The sequence below is a fragment of the Streptomyces sp. NPDC088794 genome, from assembly GCF_044750545.1.
In the GTDB taxonomy this organism is placed as follows: Bacteria; Actinomycetota; Actinomycetes; order Streptomycetales; family Streptomycetaceae; genus Streptomyces.
This window is the reverse complement of record NZ_JBIVKB010000014.1, coordinates 306,775-327,634: the sequence shown is the minus strand read 5'-3', so window position 1 is coordinate 327,634 and position 20,860 is coordinate 306,775. Positions and strand designations below refer to the sequence as shown.

The following is a 20,860-nucleotide window of genomic DNA, read 5'->3' as shown; positions in this document are numbered from 1 at the left end:
GGAAAACTGCAGGTCCGCGTCGCTGGGCAGTCGTGACAAGCTGCTTCCGGTCGCATTAGGGTGCGCGCCGTTGGACGAACCGATGGGGAGGCTGGGATGGCCGGGACGGACGAGGACGCCGTCGCCGCCGAGGACGACGCGCTCTATGTGCTCACGGCGGTACTGCTGACGCCGGCGAAGTTCCCGAGCGTGCTGGGCGACGACTATCCGGAGGCCTGCGCGGCGCTCGGCCTCGCGCCGCTCGCCGACGGATACGGCCTGGTGCTCGGCCAGGACGGCGACGGCGCCCGGTGGACCGTCGTCGTCGACGACGTCTCCCTGGTCGCCGTGGCCATCGCGTCCTGGGACTGCGGCATGGAGTACGACCTCTCGCCCACCGAGCGCACGGTCGTCGCCGCCCTGCCCGGCTGGCCCCTGGCGGTCGCCGTCGCGGCTCCCGGAGTGCCGGATCCGCACGACCCGGGTCCCGACGTCGTGGACGGTCCCACGCTGTCGCCGCCGGACACGACGACGTGGGGGCCGGCCCAACGACGGCTGGGCGCCGACGAGATCGCCCTCCAGTGGGCCGTGTGGCGCGAGCAGATCGACGACGCCGACTTCCGGGTCCCGGAGGCCACCACGGACCCCGACGGGGCCGAGAAGGCCGATCAGGGCCCGGACGAGGGCACCGAGAAGAAGCCCGGCCACAGCGGCATCCGACGCGTCCTCTCGGAGGCACGGGGATACGTGGAGTCCCCGCCGCCGCTCGGCCGCGTGCGGTCGTCCTTCGCCCCGGGCGAGGCACGGACGCTGCGTGCCGACGGTCCCGGCTGGTCGCTCGTGGCCAGGACCGACGACATCGCGTTCGTACTGCTCGACGAGGAACCGGGCGAGGTCCTGCCGGTGGGCCGCGGACCGGAGCTGCCGGGTCTCCTGGAGGCGCTCGACAAGATGGCCGTACGGCCCAGTTGAACGGCTGCGTCACGCGTGTAGGGAGCTCCCGCGCGTAGGGGCGACGGTGACGCCCACGCGCGCGGGAGGCCCACTGCCATGCGCACGCCGTCCTCCATCAAATTGGCGTCACGCTCACTCGCGCGAGGAGCCCACGTGGTCCGGCGCAACCGGGCCACGTCACGCACGCGTGCGGTCTGACCGGACTCATCGTCCCGCGTCCGGGTCGACGAGGAGCGCGCCCATCGCCGTGTCCGGATCCTGGTGGGCCCGCAGCGTTTCGAGTTCGGCCCTCCAGGGTTCCTCCCACTGTGCGGCTCGGCCACCGGCCCGGACGAACGCGAGGGCCAACTGACCTGAGAGGGCCGTGTCGTGGGCGCCCAACGTGCGTGCCGCGGCGAGCGCGACCTCTCGCGCGCGTGCCCGCCCCAAGTCCACGGTCAGGTACGTGGGCACCGGCAGGCGTGTCGGTGCCGCTTCGCACAGTCGCGCCAGCCTCGTCCAGTGGTCCGCCACGTATCTGCCGCGGCCGATGTCGTGCAGGGCGGCGTCCCAGGTGAGGCGCGCGGCGTCGGTCGACAGGCCGACCGCCTCCAGGGTGTCGATCAGCGCGTCCAGAACGCGCAGCGCCTGCGGGCCGCCGACACCCGGCCGCACGTCGTCCGCGATCGCGTGCAGCCTGCGCAGGGCGTCGGTACGCACCAGGGGGTCCCGCGCGCGGGCCCGCTCCTCCAGCAGGCCGAACGCGCGGCGGACGGCGGTCTCCGACTCCGGTCCGGGTGGCAGGCGCAGCAGGTGACGGGCAGCGGCGTGCCACACCCGGCCGGATCGCTCCGGGTCCGCCACGGTGTCCGCGAGCACGCGGATCCCGTCCGGCGTGTCCGCGCCGAGCCACGACGGCAGGACACCGCACGTGGCCGCCGCCGACTCGTCGTCGCCCTCCTCGACGATCCGCACCAGGAAGGCCGTGTACGGCAGCCTCTTGGAGGTGGCCACCGCACGTACGCGTGCGTGCACGACGGCTTCGCGTACGGCAGGTTCGTGGACCGCGCCGAGAAGGCGGTCGGTCACGCCGGGCCGGTCGATATGGGGCAGCAACGCACGTGCCAGCACGGCCCGGACATCGGGGTGCCCGTCGGGCTGGTCCCAGGCCTCGACGAGCGCCTCGAAGGCGTCGTCGCCCGGCAGGGAACCGAGTGCTCGGGCGGCCTCCTTACGGGTGCCCACCGGGGCGTCAGCCGCGCGGGCCACCGGGGCGAGCAGGCGTACCGCCTCGTCGTCGGGCAGGCGCGCGAGAAGGCGCCGGATCGCTGCCATCGCGGCCCGCCCCCGCACACCACCGGTCGCCGCGTGCCGCAGCAGGAGATCGCGCAGGGCCGACGCCTCGGTCGCGTCCTCGGCCGCCCGTCCGGCGAGCTCGCCCAGTGCGGTGAGCGCCGCGGCTGCCACGGGCTGTGACGCCTGCTCGGCGAGCGCGGTCAACTGTGCCGGATCTCCGAGAAGTTGCGTCGCGTCCGTGCGGACGTCCAAGGGGGCCATCTCGTCGGCGGCCACACACGCGTGATGCTCGCTCCACGCGTCCCGTTGCCGCGGCAGCCACCGGCCGAGCACCCCGGGGTTGAGCCGCGGTGTCCAAGGCGTGGCACGGAGGCGCAGGCGACCCTTGAACTCCCCGCCGGCGGCTGCCAGGACGGGATCCAGGAGGGTCGTCCTGCGTGCCGCCACGGTTCGCAGGACGAGGGGCACGGTGGCGAAAGTGGCGTCCAGGGCGATCAGTTCGGCGCAGCGCTGCTCCCGCAGCCTTGGCGGCCACACCCAGGCAGCCGCGGCGCGGGCCGCGAGCACCGGGTCGTCGCCCTCGACAGCGATGCGCCGCGTCTGCGCGTCGAGGTCGGGCAGCTCGGTCAGGTGTGTCCTGAGGAGTTCGGCGTAGGCCGTGCCCGCCTCGGGCCGCTGCGGTGTGCGCAGGGCCGTGGTGGCCCAGATGGCGCGGGCGGCTGCCTCGTCGACGCGCACGGGGGTCAGCGGGCCGGTGTGCCGGGGCGCGGACGCGACCTCGCCCAGGAGGGCGACGGCCAGCGCCGCGCGTGCGATGTCACCGACTGCTGCGGCTCGTTCGACGACGCGGTGGAGCAGTGTTCGGGCCGCGTCGAGGGTGTCGGTCGTCGAGTCGCGTGACTGGACGGTGGTGCGGACGGCATCGCGCAGCACCTGTTCGGGCAGCGCGGCGAGCAGGTGGGGTGCGGTGCCGGCGAGTTGTTGCAGTGCCGGGCGACGTACCTCGTCCCGGTCGTGCCAGGCCCGTTCGCAGCCGGCGGCGACCCGGGCGAACTCCGCGGGGTCGCCTTGGAGTTCCGCGCAGGCCAGCAGGGCGGGCCAGGCATGGGCGCGATGGTGGACGCGGTGGTTCTCGGCGAGTTCCCGCAGCAGCGGTTCGCCGTCGGCCAGTGGGAGGGTCATGGCCCATCGGGCCGAGTACCAGGGCCTGCGTGAGTGCTTCAGCCGGGGTTCGATCAAGGCCGCGCGGTCGGCGGGGTCCAGCGCGGCGAGCGCCGGGGCCAAGGCGGCACTCAATCGGTGGCGCGAGAGGCGGCGCTCCGCGATCCGACGCCGTTCGACGGGCGGAAGGAGCAGCAACAGGGCGTCGGGGGCCGCCTCCTGGCGGCCGGGCCCGGCGTACCGGCTGCCGGTGGCGGGACAGTGCTCGGCGAGCACCAGGAGATCCGCCGGGGGCGATGCGACGAGGATCCGTCGCAGGGAGGGCGGCAACGGTCCCCCGGGCACGGGCCGTTCGCGACGACGGCCGTCCTCGCACGGCGGAGCCGCTCGCAGAACGGCTGCGGCCTGCGCGGGCCGGTACAGCGCGGAGAGGACTCCACGCGCGGTGAGCAGATCGGGGGCCCGTTCCAGGAGCAGGACCGCCGCGTCCGGGTCACGGCGCGCGGCGACCGTCGCGGCCACGCGATGGCTGCGGTCGAAGGCGTACGCCTCCCGCGCCTGCTGGTCGCTCTGTGCCGCGAGATACGCGGCGAGGGCCTGGGGCGCCGTGCGCGCCAGGGAGTTGATCGTGCCGGCGGACGGTTCGAGCCGGGGCAGCCAGGCCGCCACGGTCTCCGGAGGACATGCGGGCAGCAGCTCGGCAGCCTCCCGAGGCCCGTGGCGTTCGAAGACGCCGGGCAGCAGTCCGGCGGCCAGGGTGTGGCGGCGGCTGCGCCTGAGCAGCCGGTAGGTGTCGAGGCGAGTGGCCCTGATGTCACTCGACGCCAGTCGTTCCAGGGCCTGTTCGGGTATCGGGAGTCGGATGGCCGCAGCACGCGCGCGGCGGCCCAGCAGCGGGTCGGCGAGAGCCTCGGCCACGCGTTCAAGATCGCGGCGGACGACGGCCAGGAAGAGGGCGGTGTGCCGCTCGTCCCCGTCGCCGGCGTCGAGGGCGTGGTGCAGGGTCTCGTACGCGTGTGGCGTGAGCGTGCGGGCATAGCGCGCCAGGGCGCTCATGCGTGCCGGGAACGGCAAGGGGGCGAAGTGGGTCCTCAGCCAGGCGGGCGTCAGGGGCGCCGGCGGGGTCTGGGGCTGTCCGGACGGCGTCGGGGACGCCTCGTATCGGGCCATCAGCGCTCACCGTGGAGTCGCTGGGCCTCCTTTCCATGCTTCATGCGGTCATGGTGAGGTGCCGCGCGCCCGGCACGCAAACGATTTTGGGTACACGGCACTCGCCGTCCGCGGACCGTACGTCCCACAGCCCGCGGACGGCGATGCGACCGACTCCTGTGCCCACGCCCGCCTCGCGGCCGCCGCGCGTCGGCACCTCTCCGTGCCGGTGTCTTTCTGCGTCGGTGTCTCTCCGTGCCGGTCCGGTCAGCGACCCAGCTCCTTACGGCTGACCCGGCGCAGCCTGCGCCGCTGGGAAGGGTCCAACGTGAGGTACGCGGCGGTCGGAACTCCCAGGATGATCAGGAGCGTCGCCCACCACGGCAGCCAGATCAACAGGATGAGCCCGACCGCCACACCCCCTGCGGCGATCTTCGCCTTCTTCGACATGTACGTCGCCTCCTTCGCGGCCGGGGCCGCTCTCTGTCCTGAAAACGGGTCCGCGCCGCGCACAGTTCCGAACGGCGACCCTGAGACATCCCTGAGGCGCGACCCCTACTCGTCCCTGAGACCCTCCTACCCAATCCCGGACTCGGCCAGGTCACGGATCGGCCGCTCCGGTGGATCGTTCCCATGCTGTACCCTCGGCGACCTCAGGGCCTGGTAGTCAAATTTGAGGAGTTCGGTATCGCTGTGCAGAGTGTCCCTGCGGCAACACCGTCCGAGATCTCCGAACTGGCCCGCTGCTGCGCCGTCTTCGTCCCGGGCGATCCGGCCCGTACCGGCAGCGTCGCCTTCTGGCGGCCCGACGGCACCGCGCCGCCCCTCGTCACGGCCGGGTCCACCGAGGACCTGACCGTCGTTGTGCCGGGCGACGAGGGGGTCCTGCCGACGAGCGTGCGCGCCGTCGTCCTGCCCGTGCGGGCGGCGCTGCCGGTGCTCACGCGTGCGCGTACTGACGCGAACGGACACCGCGGGAGCGTGTTCTGGGGCGCGGCTTCCGTGCTGGCCCTGCAGTTCGTGGCACGGGGGTTGCTGCTGCCAGGTCTGTCCCCCGAGGACCACGACGCGTGGCGGGTGGGCCCGCTGTCCACGGAGGACGTCGACCGCATCCGTCGGCTGGCCGCCACGATGCCGCCCGAGGCCCACGCCGTGCCGGTCGAGGCTCACGGCGATCCGGTCGACGGGTCGGCGCCGCCACGGCTGCCCGATCCGGAGCCGTTGCTGCGCGCCTTCCTCGACGCGGTGGCCGACACCCTGCCCCGCTCCCCCGCCGCCCCGCTCGTGACGGGCGGACCCGCCTACGCGGCGCGCGAGCCGCGGCACATGCCCGAGCAGCGCGCCTGGGCCGCCAATGTCTCCGCCGGCCACGACGCCGGCGTACGGATCTCGCTGCGGATCGAGGTGCACGGCCTCGCGAACCCTGCCCTGGACGAGGGGACGCTGACCTTCCGGGCCGTTCCCCAGCTGCACGGCGTGACCGACCCGGGTCTCGTGGCCGATGCCACCGAAGTGTGGGGCGGATCCGGCGTCTTCGGTCCACGCGCGCGTATGGACGCCCTGCTCGCCCTCCGTCGCGCGGCGCGGGCCTGGCCGCCGCTCGCACCGTTGCTGTCGGCGAGCGTGCCGGACGCGGTCGAGCTGGCCGACGAGGAGGTCAACGAGCTTCTCGGAGCGGGCGCCCAGGCGCTCGCCGCGGCCGGTGTCGACGTGCACTGGCCGAGGGAACTCGCCCGCGAGCTGACCACTCGTGCCGTGATCGGTCCGCCGGACGACGCGCCGAGGACCGGGCGGTTGGCCTCGGACACGCCGTCGTTCCTGTCCGCCGACGCGCTGCTCGCCTTCGACTGGTCGTTCGCGCTGGGCGATCAGCGGCTCACGCGCGAGGAACTGGACCGACTCGCCGAGGCGAACCGTCCCGTCGTGCGGCTGCGCGACCAGTGGGTGCTCGTGGATCCCCGCGAGGTCCGGCGCGCCCGCGGTCGGCAGGAACGCAAGATCACGCCCGTGGAGGCGCTGGGCGCCGCTCTGACGGGCTCCGCGGAGGCGGACGGCCAGTTGGTCGACGTACAACCCACGGGGTGGCTGGCGGCCCTTCGGGAGCGGCTCGCGGATCCCGAGGCGCAGGAGCCCGTGGCACAGCCCGCCGCGCTCTCGGCCACGCTGCGCGACTACCAGCGGCGGGGGCTGAGCTGGCTGGCCCGCATGACGTCCTTGGGGCTCGGCTGCTGTCTGGCGGACGACATGGGGCTCGGCAAGACGATCACGCTGATCGCGCTCCATCTGCACCGGCAGACGGAAGAGCCGTCGGCCGGTCCCACGCTCGTGGTGTGTCCGACGTCCCTGCTGGGCAACTGGCAGCGCGAGATCGAGAGGTTCGCGCCGGGCACGCCGGTGCGCCGCTTCCATGGGGCGCGGCGCAGCCTGGAGGGGGTGGCCGACGGGGAGTTCGTGCTCACCACGTACGGGACGATGCGCCTGGACACGGCCCGGCTCGCCGAGGTGCCGTGGGGCATGGTCGTGGCGGACGAGGCCCAGCATGTGAAGAACCCGTACTCGTCGACCGCGCGGCAGCTGCGTTCCATCGGCGCACGCGCACGCGTGGCGCTCACCGGCACCCCGGTGGAGAACAACCTCTCGGAGCTGTGGGCGATCCTCGACTGGACGACCCCGGGGCTGCTGGGCCGGCTCGGGACCTTCCGCACCCGTTACGCGCAGGCGGTCGAGGGCGGCCAGGACCCGGCGGCCGGCGAGCGGCTCGCGCGCCTCGTCCAGCCGTTCCTGCTGAGGCGCCGCAAGTCGGATCCGGGGATCGCTCCCGAACTGCCGCCGAAGACCGAGACCGACCGTGCCGTGTCGCTGACGACGGAACAGGCCGGTCTGTACGAGGCGGTGGTGCGCGAGACGCTCGCGGAGATCGCGGCCGCCGACAGCATGGTGCGGCGCGGACTCGTGGTGAAGCTGCTGACCGGGCTGAAGCAGATCTGCAACCACCCGGCGCAGTACCTCAAAGAGGAGCGGCCGAAGATCGTCGGACGCTCCGGAAAGCTGGAGCTGCTCGACGAGTTGCTCGACACCATCCTCTCCGAGGGGGCGTCGATCCTGGTGTTCACCCAGTACGTGCAGATGGCACGTCTCCTGGAGCGGCATCTGGCGGCCCGTGGCATCGGGACGCAGTTCCTGCACGGCGGGACGCCCGTCGCCGAGCGCGAGTCGATGGTGCGGCGCTTCCAGGAGGGTGAAGTGTCGGTCTTCCTGCTGTCGTTGAAGGCCGCCGGCACCGGGTTGAACCTCACTCGGGCCGAGCACGTCGTGCACTACGACCGCTGGTGGAACCCGGCCGTCGAGGCGCAGGCCACGGATCGCGCGTACCGGATCGGCCAGACCAGGCCCGTGCAGGTGCACCGCCTGATCGCCGAGGGGACCATCGAGGACCGCATCGCCGAGATGCTCGACCGCAAGAGAGAACTGGCCGACGCGGTGCTGGGCACCGGCGAGGCGGCGCTCACCGAACTGACGGACACGGAGCTGGCAGCTCTGGTCGAGCTGCGAGGGGGCGGGCGATGAACGCGTATGACGGTGATGCGTATGACGGTGACATGGAGCGGACGTTCGCCGCGCTGCCACCCGCGCAGGGGCGAGGTTTCGCACGGACGTGGTGGGGCCAGGCGTGGCTGAAGGCGCTGGAGGACGCGACGCTGGACTCGCAGCAGCTCAAGGCGGGGCGCAGGCTCGCGCGCGCCGGAGCGGTGGGTGCCGTGTCCGTGCGGCCGGGGAGGATCACGGCCGTGGTCCAGGGCCGGGACCGCACAGCTCACCGGGCCGACGTCCTCCTTGCGAAACTCTCCGAGGAGCAGTGGGACCGCCTGCTGGGGATGACCGTCGAGCGGGCCGGGCACGTCGCGGCCCTCCTCGACCGGGAGATGCCGCCGCACCTGGTCGAGGACGCGTCGGCCGCCGGCGTCGAACTGCTGCCGGGTATGGGCGAGTTGGAGCCGGAGTGCGACTGCGGCGCCTGGGACCACTGCGGGCACACGGCGGCCCTCTGCTACCAGTTGGCGCGACTCTTGGACGAGGACCCCTTCGTCCTGCTGCTGATACGCGGACGGGCCGAACGCACCCTCCTGGACGACCTCCAGGCCCGCAGCGCCGCCCCCGCCGAGGCTCCTGCCGGGCCGCCGGGAGTGGACGCCGCCGAGGCCTACGCGGCCGGCGACATCCTGCCGCCCCTGCCCAACCCGCCCGAGCTGCCCGCGTCGCCCGCCGTGCCGCCCTCGCTGGACACCGAGGCCCCACCCGGACAGGGCGTCGATCCGGCCGCGCTGCGCCACTTGATCGCCCGGACGGCGGTGGAGGCACGTCGGCTGCTCGCCGAGGCTCTCCGCGCCGGATCGGAACAGCCGGTCGCCGAGCCGGAGTTGACGGTCACCCAGGATGCCGTCCGGCTGGCCGTGGATGCCCAGGACGAGGAGGTCCTGCACCGGCTCGCCGTCGGATCGGGGCGCGGGCAGGAGGAATTGACCGCGGCCGTAGAGGCCTGGCACGTGGGTGGTACCACCTCGCTGTCCGTGCTGGAGGAGGAGTGGTCTCTCTCCGGCGAAACGCTCACACGCGCGCGTGCGGCTCTCGAGTCGGCCTGGGACGACGACGAACGTCCGGCACTTCGGATGCGGGGCAACCGATGGACCGTCGTCGGCTCGCCGAATCAACTGCGCCTGGGGCGGGACGGCCGCTGGTGGCCGTATCGCAGGCAGCAGGGGCGCTGGGTGCCCGTCTCCGGCACGTCCAGGGATCCGGCGACCGCCTTGGCCGCTTTGGAGCCGACGTCCGGGGAGGCGGGCTCCTGAGACGGGCGTCGCCTCGGCGCACATGGGCGGCACCGGATCCGCGAGCAGGATGTGCCCACCCGGGCCCTCACCAGCGACACGGTCGGCCCGTGTGCTCGGTCAGCCGACGCCCCCAGTTCACCTCTTGGTAGCGGCACGTTCGCCGGAGGGCCGAAATCTGGCCGCTGTCTACGAAGTTGTCACTCAGGAGGCCCGATGTCCCCGCACGCCACCGGCCCGCACCGCATCAGACGTTCCATGGCGGCAGGTGTTCCGCTCGCCGTGATCGCGGCCCTCGTGGCGGCCGGCCCGGCCGCAGGCGCCCCGTCGCGGACCGCGCACGTCATCCACACGGCCACGCTCGGCGACATCCCGCTCGGGCCGTTCAGCAACTCCCTGCTGCCCGGCACCGTGGCCAACGACCGGGGCGTCGATCTCGGAGGCATCGGCAGCGACATCTACCCGGCGGGCCGCAAGGGCGAGTTCTGGACGGTCACGGACCGCGGGCCGAACGGCCAGATCAAGGTGTCCGGGAAGAAGCGCCGTACGTTCCCGGTGCCCGGGTTCGATCCGGCGATCGTGAAGATCCGGGTGTCCGGCAGCTCCGTGAAGGTGCTCGACGCGCTCCCGATCACCACGTCTTCGGGGAAGGCCGTCACCGGGCTGTCGAACCAGGAGGGGCGCGACGAGGCGCCGTACTCCTACGACGCCCAGACCCCGTTGTCGTACAACCCGAACGGGCTGGACACCGAGGGCATCGTGCGTGCCGCGGACGGGACCTTCTGGCTCGTCGACGAGTACGGACCCTCGATCGTCCACGTCTCCGCGCGCGGGAAGGTGCTCACGCGTTACGTCCCCAAGGGGCTGCACCTCACCGGCGCCGACTACCCGGTGGTGGAGGCCCTGCCGGCCGTCTACCTGCACCGGCAGATCAACCGCGGCTTCGAGGGACTCGCCCAACTGCCCGGCGGCGACCTGGTGATCGCCCTGCAGAGCCCGCTGTCGGTGCCGGACGACGACACCGCCAAGGGCTCCCTCAACACCCGCCTGCTGCGCTTCTCGCCCAAGAAGAAGGCGGTCACCGCCGAGTACGCGTACCGCTTCGCCCCGGTGAACGTCGTGGACCCGAGCGAGGACGACACCTCCGAGCTGAAGATCTCCTCCGTCGTCGCCCTGGACAACGACCGGCTGCTGGTCGAGGAGCGTACCGACAAGGCCGCGCGGCTCCAGGTGGTCAAGCTCGGGCGGAGCGCGAACATCCTGGGCGGCGCCTACGACGACGACTCGACGTCGCCCTCCTTGGAGGAGATCGACGACCCGGCCGCCGCCGGCGTCCCGGTGCTCGCCAAGAAGCTGGTCGTCGACCTGGGCACGGTCGCCGGCGTGCCCCAGAAGATCGAGGGCGTCGCGCGCGTGGACTGCGACACGATCGCCCTCATCAATGACAACGACTTCGGTATGACGGACGGCGCGGAGGCATTCGACGCACAGGGCCGGCTGGTCGACAGCGGGATCGAGACGACGGTCACCTACGTGCGGTTGCCGCACGGCATCTGAGCTTGGCGTTCAACCTCGCGCCTTGGCCGCCAGTGCCTGGCGCCCCTCCGCACAGGGCTTTCGACCAGGGGTGTCCGTCTGCCGTACTGCAGTCCGGCTTTTCGTCGTTGGTCGGGTTCCCGTTCGCCGGGGTGGGTGCTGGACAGCGAGCCGGCCACTTGCCTGTGTGTGGCCGACTCGTGGCATCAGTGCGGCGTCATCATGCCTGCTGGTGGTCACTTCGCCTGAGCGAGCCGGACCGCGTCGGGACCGGCCGGGAATCGCAGCTGGCCGGTCATGTCGTGCACGGCACGCCACACTGTCTCGGCGACGTCACTCTCCTTGGTGAACAGGTCCTGGTCCGTGAAGTCGCCCATGGCCTTCTTCGCCCATGGTGCGTAGGGCGCCGGGACCAGCTCGTCCAGCGAGGCGCCCTTCGTCGCGTTGGCCGCGAAGTTCGTCGTCAGGCAGGCGCCCGGCTCAACCGTCTTGGCCTGCACGCCGAAGGGCGCGAGCTCAAGCGCGAGGGACGCGGTGAACCCCTCGATGGCCATCTTGCTTGCCTTGTAGACGGTCGAGAGCGGCATGTGGCCCAGCACCACACTGGAGGTCACGTTGACCACCACGCCGGAGCCGCGCTCGCGGAACTGGGGCAGCACCGCCTGCGTCGTCGCCATCACGCCGAACGTGTTGGTTTCGAAGACTTCCCGCACTCGGGCCATGGGGGTGCCCTCGAACACGCCGATCGATGGGACGCCCGCGTTGTTGACCAGGACGTCGATGGGCCCGGCCGCCTCGAACGCGGCGGTGATGGACTCGGGCTTGGTCACGTCGAGCTCGACGACGTGGAGCCGGTCCGACTCGGGCAGGACGCCCGCACGCGGCGTGCGCATCGTGGCGATGACGTTCCACCCCTGTGCGTGGAAGTACAGGGCGGTCTCCCGCCCGTATCCGGATGAGGCACCAGTGATCAGAACTGTCTTCATGCTGTGATCCTTACGATGTGGTGGGATCCGCGGACGGACAGGCATTTTCCTGCTCCGCGGAAGAACTCGTGATCCCATTGAATCGCTCTGACCTGCACAAATAGTAGAACTATCCTCGCTTCCTCTTGCATGATTCTCCTCCGAGGTGCAACCCAGCTCAGGGCAAAATGCCCGCGGGAGTGCCTGCGGTGTTCCGCAGGCGGGCCGCGTCCTGGCTCGGGGGTGCACCGAACTGGCGCCTGTACTCGCGGCTGAGCTGCGACGGGTTGTCGTAGCCGACACGGTGGCCGACACCGGTGACATCGCCCGGGTGGGTGGCGAGCAGCAGCCGGGCCTCCTGAAGCCTGATCTGCTTCTGGAACTGGATGGGGCTCATCGCGGTCACCGCCTGGAAGTTGCGGTAGAAGGCGGAGACGCTCATGCCGGACAGGCGGGCCACGTCCTCGACCCGGAAGGGCTGCGCGTAGTGCTCGCGGATCCAGCGCACGGCCCGGGAGACATGGCTGAGGCCGCTGTCGGCGAGGCCGACCTGGGGGGCGTCGAGCAGGCGCAGCAGCCGGACCACCGCGTCGAGCAGCGCGGGCGCAGCGTCGCTGACGGCGATCCCCGACGGCGTACCTCCGCCGGCGTGAGACCGAAGCCGAGGGCCGACCGCTCGGGGTCAACCTGGGTGAACTGCCCGGTGACGGGCAGGTCGACGGATGCGACCAGGTACTGCCCGGCGCCGTACGCGTAGACCCGATCGCCCAGCGCGAGGCGTTTGGCGCCCTGGGCGATGACTGCGAGCACCGTGCCGGACATGGAGGGCGCCGGCGGATCCGGCCGGTCGACCTTCGAGATCAGGACACCGTCGATGGCCATGGTCCAGTCGGGGCGGGCATGCCGGGCCAGCAGGGTGCGGAGCTCTTCGAGGTACACGCGTCCGTTGCAGCACCATTCGGCATCCGGGCTCCCGTAGCTGCGAGGATTGTGCAAGTAGCAGAGAGCATCGTTCTAACGTTTCAGCAGGTCAAACCGGTTGAATGGATTTACATCACTCCATCAACACGGAAGAAGATCTCCATGCTTGCCAAGTACGGCTTCAACGCCACACTGACCGCCAGGCCCGGAATGGGGGACCGGCTGGTCGACCTGCTGCTGACCGGCCTGGACGAGGGCAGCCCCGGCGCGAGCGAACACTGCGTCGTCTACCTCGTCTCCCGTTCCGCGTCCGCCCCCGATGTCGTCCACGTCACCGAGGGCTGGACCAGCGAGGAGGACCACCACCGGATCTTCGCCGGCGAGGCCGCCCAGGCCATCGTGGCGCAGATCGACGGACTGCTGGCCAAGGAATCCCAGTACACCGACTACGTCCCGGTCCGCGGCAAAGCCGCCTTCTGACCCGCCGAACACCCCAGACCCCAGCCCCTGCCGCCTCGGTGCCCGCCGAGGCGACCCCCTCCTCGCCCGACCGTCCGCCACCACCCACGAAAGGCAACGACCATGACCACAGCACGACCCGCCCTTGACCCCGAACTGCATGAGCTCTTGGCCGACATGCCGCTGATGTCCCAGCTCAGCCCGGAAGTGCTGGCGCAGGTACGCCCCTTCTCCTCGATGCCCGTCGAACCCCTCCTCGAAGGTCGCGCGATCGACCGGCGCGAGGTCACCGCTGCGAGTCCCGACGGCACCATGATCCCCTTGTCCGTCTTCAGTCCCGCGAACACCGATCGCACCACCGCCGCACCCTGCGTCTACTGGATGCACGGCGGCGGGATGGTCATGGGCGACCGCTTCTCACAGATCGACATCCCGCTGGAGTGGCTCGACGAGTTCGGCGCCGTCGTGGTCTCCGTCGACTACCGGCTCGCGCCCGAGGCCTCCGGCATGATCCCGGTCGAAGACTGCTACCAGGGACTACTCTGGATCGCCGACCACGCCGCCGAACTGGGCATCGACCCCGCCCGGATCATCGTCGCAGGCGCCAGCGCGGGCGGCGGCCTCGCCGCCGGCGTCACCCTGCTGGCCCGCGACCTCGGCACCCCGACGATCGCCGCCCAAGTCCTGATCGGCCCCATGCTCGACCACCGCAACACCACCACCTCCAGCCTCCAGTACTCGAACGGGCCCGGCGTCTGGACCCGCGAGATGAACGGATTTGGATGGCGCTGCCTCCTCGGCGACCTCACCGACGACGAGGTACCCGCATACGTCTCACCTGCCCTGGCCGACGACCTCGCGGGCCTGCCGACCACCTACATCGACACCGGCTCCGCCGAAGTCTTCCGCGACGAGGACACCGACTACGCCACCCGCATCTGGGCGGCGGGCGGCCAGGCCGAACTCCACGTCTGGGCAGGCGGCTTCCACGGATTCGACGCTCTGTACCCGCAGGCACACATCTCGGCCACGTCCCGCCGGACCCGCACCGACTGGCTCGCCCGAGTCCTGCCCACGAACCCCGCCGCATAACGCCACCGAAAACCTGATGATGCAGTGTGCATCAGCTTGGCGCTTAACGTCGCGGGTCACTCGACCTGCTGAGATCCCTGGGAACAGGCGGCACCGTGACGCGGCCGTTCTCCACGCTTCGAGATATCGAGTAACGAAGCACGAGAGAACGGCCGCTGTGTATGAGTCCCCCCGTCGTTGGGTCCGCAGGCGAGGCATTGAGCGTCTTGTCCCGCTTTCGGGTCGAGTTCTACGACTGTCTCTACGCCCGCGCGGACGCGCTGTTCGAGCTCACCGACGCGATCTTGTGTACGGACGGGCCGGTGAAGACCCTGGTCGAGCTCTGCCTGGCGGTCGAGCACCGACGAGGGCACGGGGCCCTGTATGCCGCGTTGGACCGGGGCTGGCAGGAGCCGGCGCGGTTGCGGCGCACGCTGGCCGGCCTGCCGCTGCCGAAGGCGGCCGACGGGCGCATCGTGCTGGCCGTGGATGTCAGCAACTGGCTCCACCCGGACGCCCCGACCAGCGACGACCGGCTGTTCTGCCACGTCTACGGGCGCCGAGACCGCACGACGGATCAGTTCGTGCCGGGCTGGCCATACTCCTTCGTCGCCGTGGAGACCGGCCGGACCTCCTGGGTCGCATTGCTGGACGCCGTGCGCCTCGGGCCGCCGGACGACGCGACCGCCGTCACCGCTGCCCAACTACGCGACGTCGTCGAGCAGTTGATCCAGGCCCAGCAGTGGCAGGCCGGTGATCCGGAAATTTGGATCGTCATGGACTCCGGCTACGACGTCGCCTACCTCTCCCACGCCCTGGCGGACCTGCCCGTCGTCCTGGTCGGACGCCTGCGCTCGGACCGCGTCATGCTCCGCGACCCCGGCCCCGCCCGCTCCGGGCCGAAGGGCGGACGGCCGCGTCGGCACGGCGGCGTCCTGGCCTTCGCCAAGCCCGACAACTGGCACGAACCCGAGATCACCACGGTCACGGACACCACCCGCCACGGCAAGGCCGAGGCCAGAGCCTGGGACCGGATGCACCCCCGACTCACCCACCGCGGCCCCTGGCTGAGCCTCGTGCAAGAGGAACTTCCCATCCTGCACAGCACGTTGATCCGCCTGAAGGTCGAGCGCCTGCCGGGCGATCGTGACCCGAAACCGGTTTGGCCGTGGTGCTCGGCCACCGCCGCCACACCGGCGGACGTGGAGCGCTGGTGGCAGTCCTTCCTCCGCAGATTCGATCTTGAGCACACCTTCAGGCTCATGAAACAGACCCTCGGCTGGACCGCCCCGAAGGTCCGTCACGCGGACACCGCCGACCTGTGGACCTGGCTCATCATTGCCGCCCACACCCAGCTCCGCCTGGCCCGACACCTCGCCGAAGACCTGCGCCGGCCCTGGGAACGGCCGGCCGAGCCCCCCCCCCGGCTCACCCCCGCCCGGGTGCGGCAGGGGTTTCGCAACGTCCGCGCGACTACGGCCCGTCCAGCGGCCGCACCGAAACCGTCCCGGCCAGGGCCGGGACGGCCTCCCGGCTCGAAGAACAAGCACCAGGCCAGGCACCACGACGTCGGCAAGACGGTCAAACGCGCCGAGTCGTTCAAGGAACACCTAGCCCGCCCACGTTAAACGCCAAGCTGAGCCGACGTCACGGCAGGTCGATGTCCCCCAGGGACGGGATCAGCGACTCGATCTCGCTCGGGATGCCGCTCGGCAGCTCGGTGGGCAGCTTCGTGGGGAGACCGCTGGGCAACTCGCTCGGCAGGGTGGTCGGAATGCTGAAGGACGGCTTGGGCGAGCCGCTGGAGCTCGCGCTGCTCTCGGCGGGTGACTTCTTGCCGGGCGAGTCGTCGTTGCCGGAGGCCATCCACACGAAGACGGCGACGACGGCCGCGACCGCCGCGACGCCGACCAGGAGGAGGAAGAGCGGGTTCCGACGCCTTCTGGGCGGCTCCGGTGGCGGCTGCCAACCCGCCTGGGTCGGCGGCTCGTGTCCTCCTCCGTTCCCATAGGCCCCGTAACCGGGGCCGAAGTCGTCCGAGGGCGGTCCGAAGCCACCGCCCGAAGGCGGCGGGCCACCCGGCGGTCCGGGCGGCTGAGGCGGTACGGGCGGCATGGCCATACCGTCCAGAGTCGCCTCGGAACGGACATGAGGCGACCCCCACGCGGAAGTTGATACGGGCCCATGCCGTGGACCGCACGATTCCGCAGCAAACGCACGCACGCGTGTGTGCATCGCCGCAAGCACACACGCGTGCACGCGTGTACGAGCGGTGTCAGCCACACACGCGTGCGCGTGCGACAGGTGCCGACGGTGTCAGCCGCGGGCCCCCAGCAGGTGGTCCATGGCCAGCTGGTCGAGGTGCTCGAAGGCCATCCCGCGCGCGGCGGTCGCCTCGACGTCGAACTCCTCGAACGCGCCGCGGTCCGCGAGCAGCGCCTGCAGGCCGTCCGCGGCGGTCGGCTGGGCGAGTTCGTCCAGGCGCGAGGCCTTCAGGGCTTCCTGGACCTCCGGGTCGGCGCGGAAGGCGGCGGCGCGGTCCTTGAGGATGAGGTAGTTGCGCATGCAGCCCGCCGCCGAGGCCCATACGCCGTCGAGGTCCTCGGTCCGCGGCGGCTTGAAGTCGAAGTGCCGGGGACCGGCGTAACCGGCGGTCTCCAGGAGGTCGACCAGCCAGAAGGCGGCACGCAGGTCGCCGGCGCCGAAACGCAGGTCCTGGTCGTACTTGATGCCGGACTGGCCGTTGAGGTCGATGTGGAAGAGCTTGCCCGCCCACAGGGCCTGCGCGATGCCGTGCGGGAAGTTCAGCCCGGCCATCTGCTCGTGACCGACCTCGGGGTTGACCCCGTACATCTCGGGGCGCTCCAGGCGCTCGATGAACGCGAGGGCGTGGCCGACGGTCGGCAGGAGGATGTCGCCGCGCGGCTCGTTCGGCTTGGGCTCGATCGCGAAGCGCAGGTCGTAGCCCTGGGAGACGACGTACTCGCCGAGGAGGTCGAAGGCCTCCTTCATGCGGTCGAGGGCCACGCGCACGTCCTTGGCGGCTCCGGACTCGGCGCCCTCGCGGCCGCCCCAGGCGACGTAGGTCTGCGCGCCGAGTTCGACCGCCAGGTCGACGTTGCGGATGGTCTTGCGCAGCGCGTAGCGGCGCACGTCGCGGTCGTTGGCGGTGAACGCGCCGTCCTTGAAGACCGGGTGGGTGAAGAGGTTGGTGGTGGCCATCGGCACCTTCATGCCGGTGGCGTCGAGTGCCTGGCGGAAGCGCTTGATGTGGGACTCGCGCTCGCTGTCCGAGGACCCGAAGGGGATGAGGTCGTCGTCGTGGAAGGTGACACCGTGGGCGCCGAGCTCGGCCAGGCGCTGCACGGACTCTACGGGGTCGAGGGCACGCCGCGTGGCGTCGCCGAACGGGTCCCTTCCCTGCCAGCCGACGGTCCACAGCCCGAAGGTGAACCTGTCGTCGGGGGTGGGCTGGTAGCTCATGCCGCGGCTCCTTGATTGCTTGCGACTGCTCACTGATTGCCGGTGACTGCTCGCTTGCGACTATTTCGTCATGGCGGTTTACAAATTAGTATGCGGACGCATCCCTGGGAAGGGACAAGATGTCCCCGAAGGGGTGCGGTCCGGGTCGCCCAGGCCTTGGCGCCCTCGAAACAGCAGGTCAGAGCCCGCAGAGCCGCGGAAAAAGGGAGAGCCCGATGTCAGCAGCCGAGGGTCCGCTCGTCGTCGGCGTGGACACGTCCACCCAGTCCACCAAGGCGCTCGTCGTCGACGCGGCCACCGGCCGGATCGTCGCGAGCGGTCAGGCGCCGCACACCGTCTCCTCCGGGGCGGGCCGCGAGAGCGACCCCCGTCAGTGGTGGGACGCGCTGTGCGAGGCCTTGCGCCAGTGCGGTGACGCGGCGCGCGAGGCGACGGCGGTGTCGATCGGCGGCCAGCAGCACGGTCTGGTGACGCTGGACGAGCGGGGCGAGCCGGTGCGCCCGGCTCTCCTGTGGAACGACGTGCGCTCGGCGCCGCAGGCCCGTCGGCTGATCGAGGAGCTGGGCGGCCCGAAGGCGTGGGCGGAGCGCACCGGAAGTGTGCCCGGGGCGTCCTTCACGGTCACGAAGTGGGCCTGGCTGGCCGAGCACGAACCGGAGGCGGTCCGTGCCACGAAGGCGGTGCGTCTCCCCCACGACTACCTGACCGAGCGCCTCACGGGACAGGGCACGACCGACCGCGGTGACGCTTCCGGCACGGGCTGGTGGGCGGCCGGGACGGAGTCGTACGACCAGGAGACCCTCGCGCACGTAGGCCTCGATCCGGCGCTGCTGCCGCGCGTGGTACGGCCCGGCGAGGTGGCGGGGACCGTACGCGACAGCCACGAACTGCCCTTCTCCAAGGGCACGTTGGTGGCTCCCGGCACCGGTGACAACGCCGCCGCCGCGCTCGGCCTCGGGCTGCGTCCCGGCACACCGGTGCTCAGCCTCGGCACCTCGGGCACGGTGTACGCCGTCTCCAAGCGACGGCCCGTAGATCCGACGGGCACGGTGGCCGGCTTCGCCGACGCCCACGGGGACTGGCTGCCGCTGGCCTGCACGCTGAACTGCACGCTCGCCGTCGACCGCGTGGCCGCCCTGCTGGGCCTGGACCGCGAGGCCGTCGAACCCGTCACCGGCGTCACGCTCCTGCCCTACCTGGACGGCGAGCGCACCCCGAACCTGCCGAACGCCTCGGGCCTGCTGCACGGGCTGCGCCACGACACCACCGGGGGCCAGGTGCTGCAGGCCGCCTACGACGGCGCGGTGCACTCCCTGCTCGGGGCGCTGGACCTGGTCCTCGACGAGGACGCAGACCGCTCGGCTCCCCTTCTGCTGATCGGCGGCGGCGCCCGGGGCGCGGCCTGGCAGCAGACCGTACGCCGTCTTTCGGGCCGGGCCGTCCAGGTGCCCGAGGCCAAGGAGTTGGTCGCGCTCGGCGCCGCGGCGCAGGCGGCGGGCGTGCTGACCGGCGAGGATCCGGCCGCCGTCGCCCGGCGCTGGAACACGGCCGCGGGACCGGTCCTCGAAGCGGTGGAGCGGGACGAGGCGACGCTGGCCAGGATCGCCGGGGTACTCTCCGACGCGGCCCCGCTGCTGGAACGGGGGACCGACTGAACTCCCCGACGGACGGCGACCGAGGACTGACCCAGGCATGACCGCACCGCTGCACGAGGCCCACCCCGACGGCCCGGGGCGGCCGTCGCACGAGGCCCGTCCGGTCGGCACCGCGCGGGCGCTGCCCGACACGCAGCAGGGCATGCGCCGCCGCAATCTCGCCCGGGTCATGCACGCCGTCAGCGCCGAGGGGCCGCTCTCCCGGGCCGCCGTGGCCTCGCGCATCGGTCTGACCCGGGCGGCCGTGTCGACCCTGGTCGACGAACTCATCCGCTCGGGCCTGCTCGAAGAGCTGGGCCCCGAGCGGCCCGGCCGCGTGGGCCGTCCCGGCTCGGCACTCGCCGTCAGCGGGCACGGTCCCGCCGGCATCGGCGCCGAGATCGGTGTCGACCATCTCGCGGTGTGCGCGGTCGATCTGCGCGGGCAGGTCCGCGCGCGAGCCGTGCGGCACGGCGCCAACCGCGGCCGCTCCCCCGGCCCTGTGATCGAGGAACTCACCGACCTGGTACGCCGGGTCGTCGCCGAGGCGGAGCGCGAGGGGCTGTGGCCCGCGGGTCTGGCGGTGGCCGTCCCGGGCTTGGTGGCGCGCGACGCCCGCACGGTCATGCGCGCCCCGAACCTCGACTGGCACGACACCGATCTCGGCGCGCTGCTGCCCACGGACTTCCCGCTGACCGTCGACAACGAGGCCAACTTCGGCGCGCTCGCCGAACTCTGGCTCGGCCAGGACACTCCACTGGACTTCCTGCACGTGTCGGCGGAGATCGGCATCGGCGCGGCGGTCGTCGTGGCCGGCGGGCTGCTGCGCGGAACGCGCGGTTTCGCGGGCGAGTTGGGGCATGTGCCGGTGTGGCCGGACGGACCCGGGTGCGCGTGCGGCGGGCGCGGATGTCTGGAGCAGTACGCCGGTGAGGAGGCGGTGTTGCGCGCGGCGGGCCTGGAGCCGGGCGAGGACCGGGTCGGGCTGCTCGCGCACCGGGCGGCGGCGGGCGACGAGGACGTACGGCGTGCGCTGCAGGACGCGGGCACGGCACTCGGCATCGCGCTGACCGGGGCGGTCAATCTGCTGGACCCCGAGAGTGTGGTGCTCGGCGGTGCGCTGGCCGGGCTCGCGCCCTGGCTGTTGCCCTCGCTGGAGGCGGAGTTGGACCGGCGCACCGCGGGGCCGGCCTGTCCGGTGTCGGTGTCGCGGCTGGGGTCCGACGGGCCGTTGCTGGGCGCCGCGCACTCGGTGGTACGGGCGGTCCTCGACGACCCGACGGCGGTGGCGGGACGGGCCTGACCCCGCCCCAATCTCCGCTGAATCCGGTGCTGTTCACCCCTGCGGGTGAGCGAGTTATCCACAGTCGAGGCGTCGTCCACCGAACCACGCTGTGCCCTTCTGCCCGACCCACGAGCGCCGTACCGTGATTCACGCGAGGCACAC

General features: G+C 71.9%; 14 protein-coding genes and 1 pseudogene. 9 read left to right on the top strand and 6 right to left on the bottom strand.

Going from position 1 to position 20,860, the window contains the following annotated elements; all coding sequences use genetic code 11:
• Nucleotides 1-96: 96 nt before the first annotated feature.
• Complete coding sequence (locus tag ACIP6U_RS34585; protein WP_401726136.1) at nt 97-951, top strand: hypothetical protein; 855 nt, start codon at nt 97-99, stop codon at nt 949-951.
• 186 nt (nt 952-1,137) lie between these two features.
• Here ACIP6U_RS34585 and ACIP6U_RS34580 read toward each other — a convergent pair whose 3' ends face one another.
• Both ACIP6U_RS34580 and ACIP6U_RS34575 read right to left on the bottom strand, forming a co-directional pair.
• Nucleotides 1,138-4,539, bottom strand: a complete 3,402-nt coding sequence (locus ACIP6U_RS34580; RefSeq protein WP_401726135.1) for a hypothetical protein — start codon at nt 4,537-4,539, stop codon at nt 1,138-1,140.
• Nucleotides 4,540-4,785: 246 nt separating this feature from the next.
• On the bottom strand, nt 4,786-4,968 hold the full coding sequence (locus ACIP6U_RS34575) for a hypothetical protein (protein WP_401726133.1): 183 nt from the start codon (nt 4,966-4,968) through the stop codon (nt 4,786-4,788).
• Between the two features lie 183 nt (nt 4,969-5,151).
• Between ACIP6U_RS34575 and ACIP6U_RS34570 the strand changes: the two genes are divergently transcribed.
• From ACIP6U_RS34570 to ACIP6U_RS34560, 3 genes are all read left to right on the top strand, one after another.
• Nucleotides 5,152-8,085, top strand: coding sequence for a DEAD/DEAH box helicase (locus ACIP6U_RS34570; RefSeq protein WP_401726131.1), 2,934 nt, complete (start codon nt 5,152-5,154; stop codon nt 8,083-8,085).
• Complete coding sequence (locus ACIP6U_RS34565; RefSeq protein WP_401726129.1) at nt 8,082-9,365, top strand: SWF or SNF family helicase; 1,284 nt, start codon at nt 8,082-8,084, stop codon at nt 9,363-9,365. Before ACIP6U_RS34570 ends, ACIP6U_RS34565 begins: the two co-directional genes overlap by 4 nt.
• 195 nt (nt 9,366-9,560) lie before the next feature.
• Nucleotides 9,561-10,901 (top strand): esterase-like activity of phytase family protein, encoded by a 1,341-nt coding sequence (locus ACIP6U_RS34560; protein WP_401726127.1) that lies wholly within the window; start codon nt 9,561-9,563, stop codon nt 10,899-10,901.
• Nucleotides 10,902-11,116: 215 nt separating this feature from the next.
• On the opposite strand, the gene ACIP6U_RS34555 is transcribed toward ACIP6U_RS34560, so the two are convergent.
• Complete coding sequence (locus ACIP6U_RS34555) at nt 11,117-11,866, bottom strand: SDR family oxidoreductase (protein WP_401726125.1); 750 nt, start codon at nt 11,864-11,866, stop codon at nt 11,117-11,119.
• 157 nt (nt 11,867-12,023) lie between these two features.
• Nucleotides 12,024-12,784 (bottom strand): annotated as a pseudogene (locus ACIP6U_RS34550) (AraC family transcriptional regulator N-terminal domain-containing protein).
• 144 nt (nt 12,785-12,928) lie between these two features.
• Between ACIP6U_RS34550 and ACIP6U_RS34545 the strand changes: the two are divergent.
• The 3 genes from ACIP6U_RS34545 (at nt 12,929) to ACIP6U_RS34535 (ending at nt 15,924) form a co-directional block, all read left to right on the top strand.
• Nucleotides 12,929-13,246, top strand: a complete 318-nt coding sequence (locus ACIP6U_RS34545; RefSeq protein ID WP_401726123.1) for a putative quinol monooxygenase — start codon at nt 12,929-12,931, stop codon at nt 13,244-13,246.
• A 102-nt stretch (nt 13,247-13,348) separates the two neighbouring features.
• A complete protein-coding gene (locus ACIP6U_RS34540) occupies nt 13,349-14,317 on the top strand; it encodes an alpha/beta hydrolase (RefSeq protein WP_401726121.1) in 969 nt (322 codons plus the stop codon).
• Nucleotides 14,318-14,478: 161 nt separating this feature from the next.
• Nucleotides 14,479-15,924, top strand: coding sequence for an NF041680 family putative transposase (locus ACIP6U_RS34535; RefSeq protein WP_401726119.1), 1,446 nt, complete (start codon nt 14,479-14,481; stop codon nt 15,922-15,924).
• A gap of 19 nt (nt 15,925-15,943) precedes the next feature.
• Here the strand turns inward: ACIP6U_RS34535 and ACIP6U_RS34530 are convergent, their stop codons facing one another.
• Together ACIP6U_RS34530 and xylA are read right to left on the bottom strand one after the other, a co-directional pair.
• Nucleotides 15,944-16,417, bottom strand: coding sequence for a hypothetical protein (locus tag ACIP6U_RS34530; RefSeq protein WP_401726117.1), 474 nt, complete (start codon nt 16,415-16,417; stop codon nt 15,944-15,946).
• Between the two features lie 195 nt (nt 16,418-16,612).
• The gene (gene xylA, locus ACIP6U_RS34525; RefSeq protein ID WP_401726115.1) at nt 16,613-17,779 is read right to left on the bottom strand and encodes a xylose isomerase; all 1,167 of its coding nucleotides are present in this window, start codon (nt 17,777-17,779) and stop codon (nt 16,613-16,615) included.
• A gap of 215 nt (nt 17,780-17,994) precedes the next feature.
• On the opposite strand from xylA, the gene xylB reads away from it, so the two are divergent.
• Both xylB and ACIP6U_RS34515 read left to right on the top strand, forming a co-directional pair.
• Nucleotides 17,995-19,434, top strand: coding sequence for a xylulokinase (gene xylB / locus ACIP6U_RS34520; RefSeq protein ID WP_401726113.1), 1,440 nt, complete (start codon nt 17,995-17,997; stop codon nt 19,432-19,434).
• A gap of 37 nt (nt 19,435-19,471) precedes the next feature.
• The gene (locus tag ACIP6U_RS34515; protein WP_401726111.1) at nt 19,472-20,716 is read left to right on the top strand and encodes an ROK family protein; all 1,245 of its coding nucleotides are present in this window, start codon (nt 19,472-19,474) and stop codon (nt 20,714-20,716) included.
• Nucleotides 20,717-20,860: the final 144 nt, after the last annotated feature.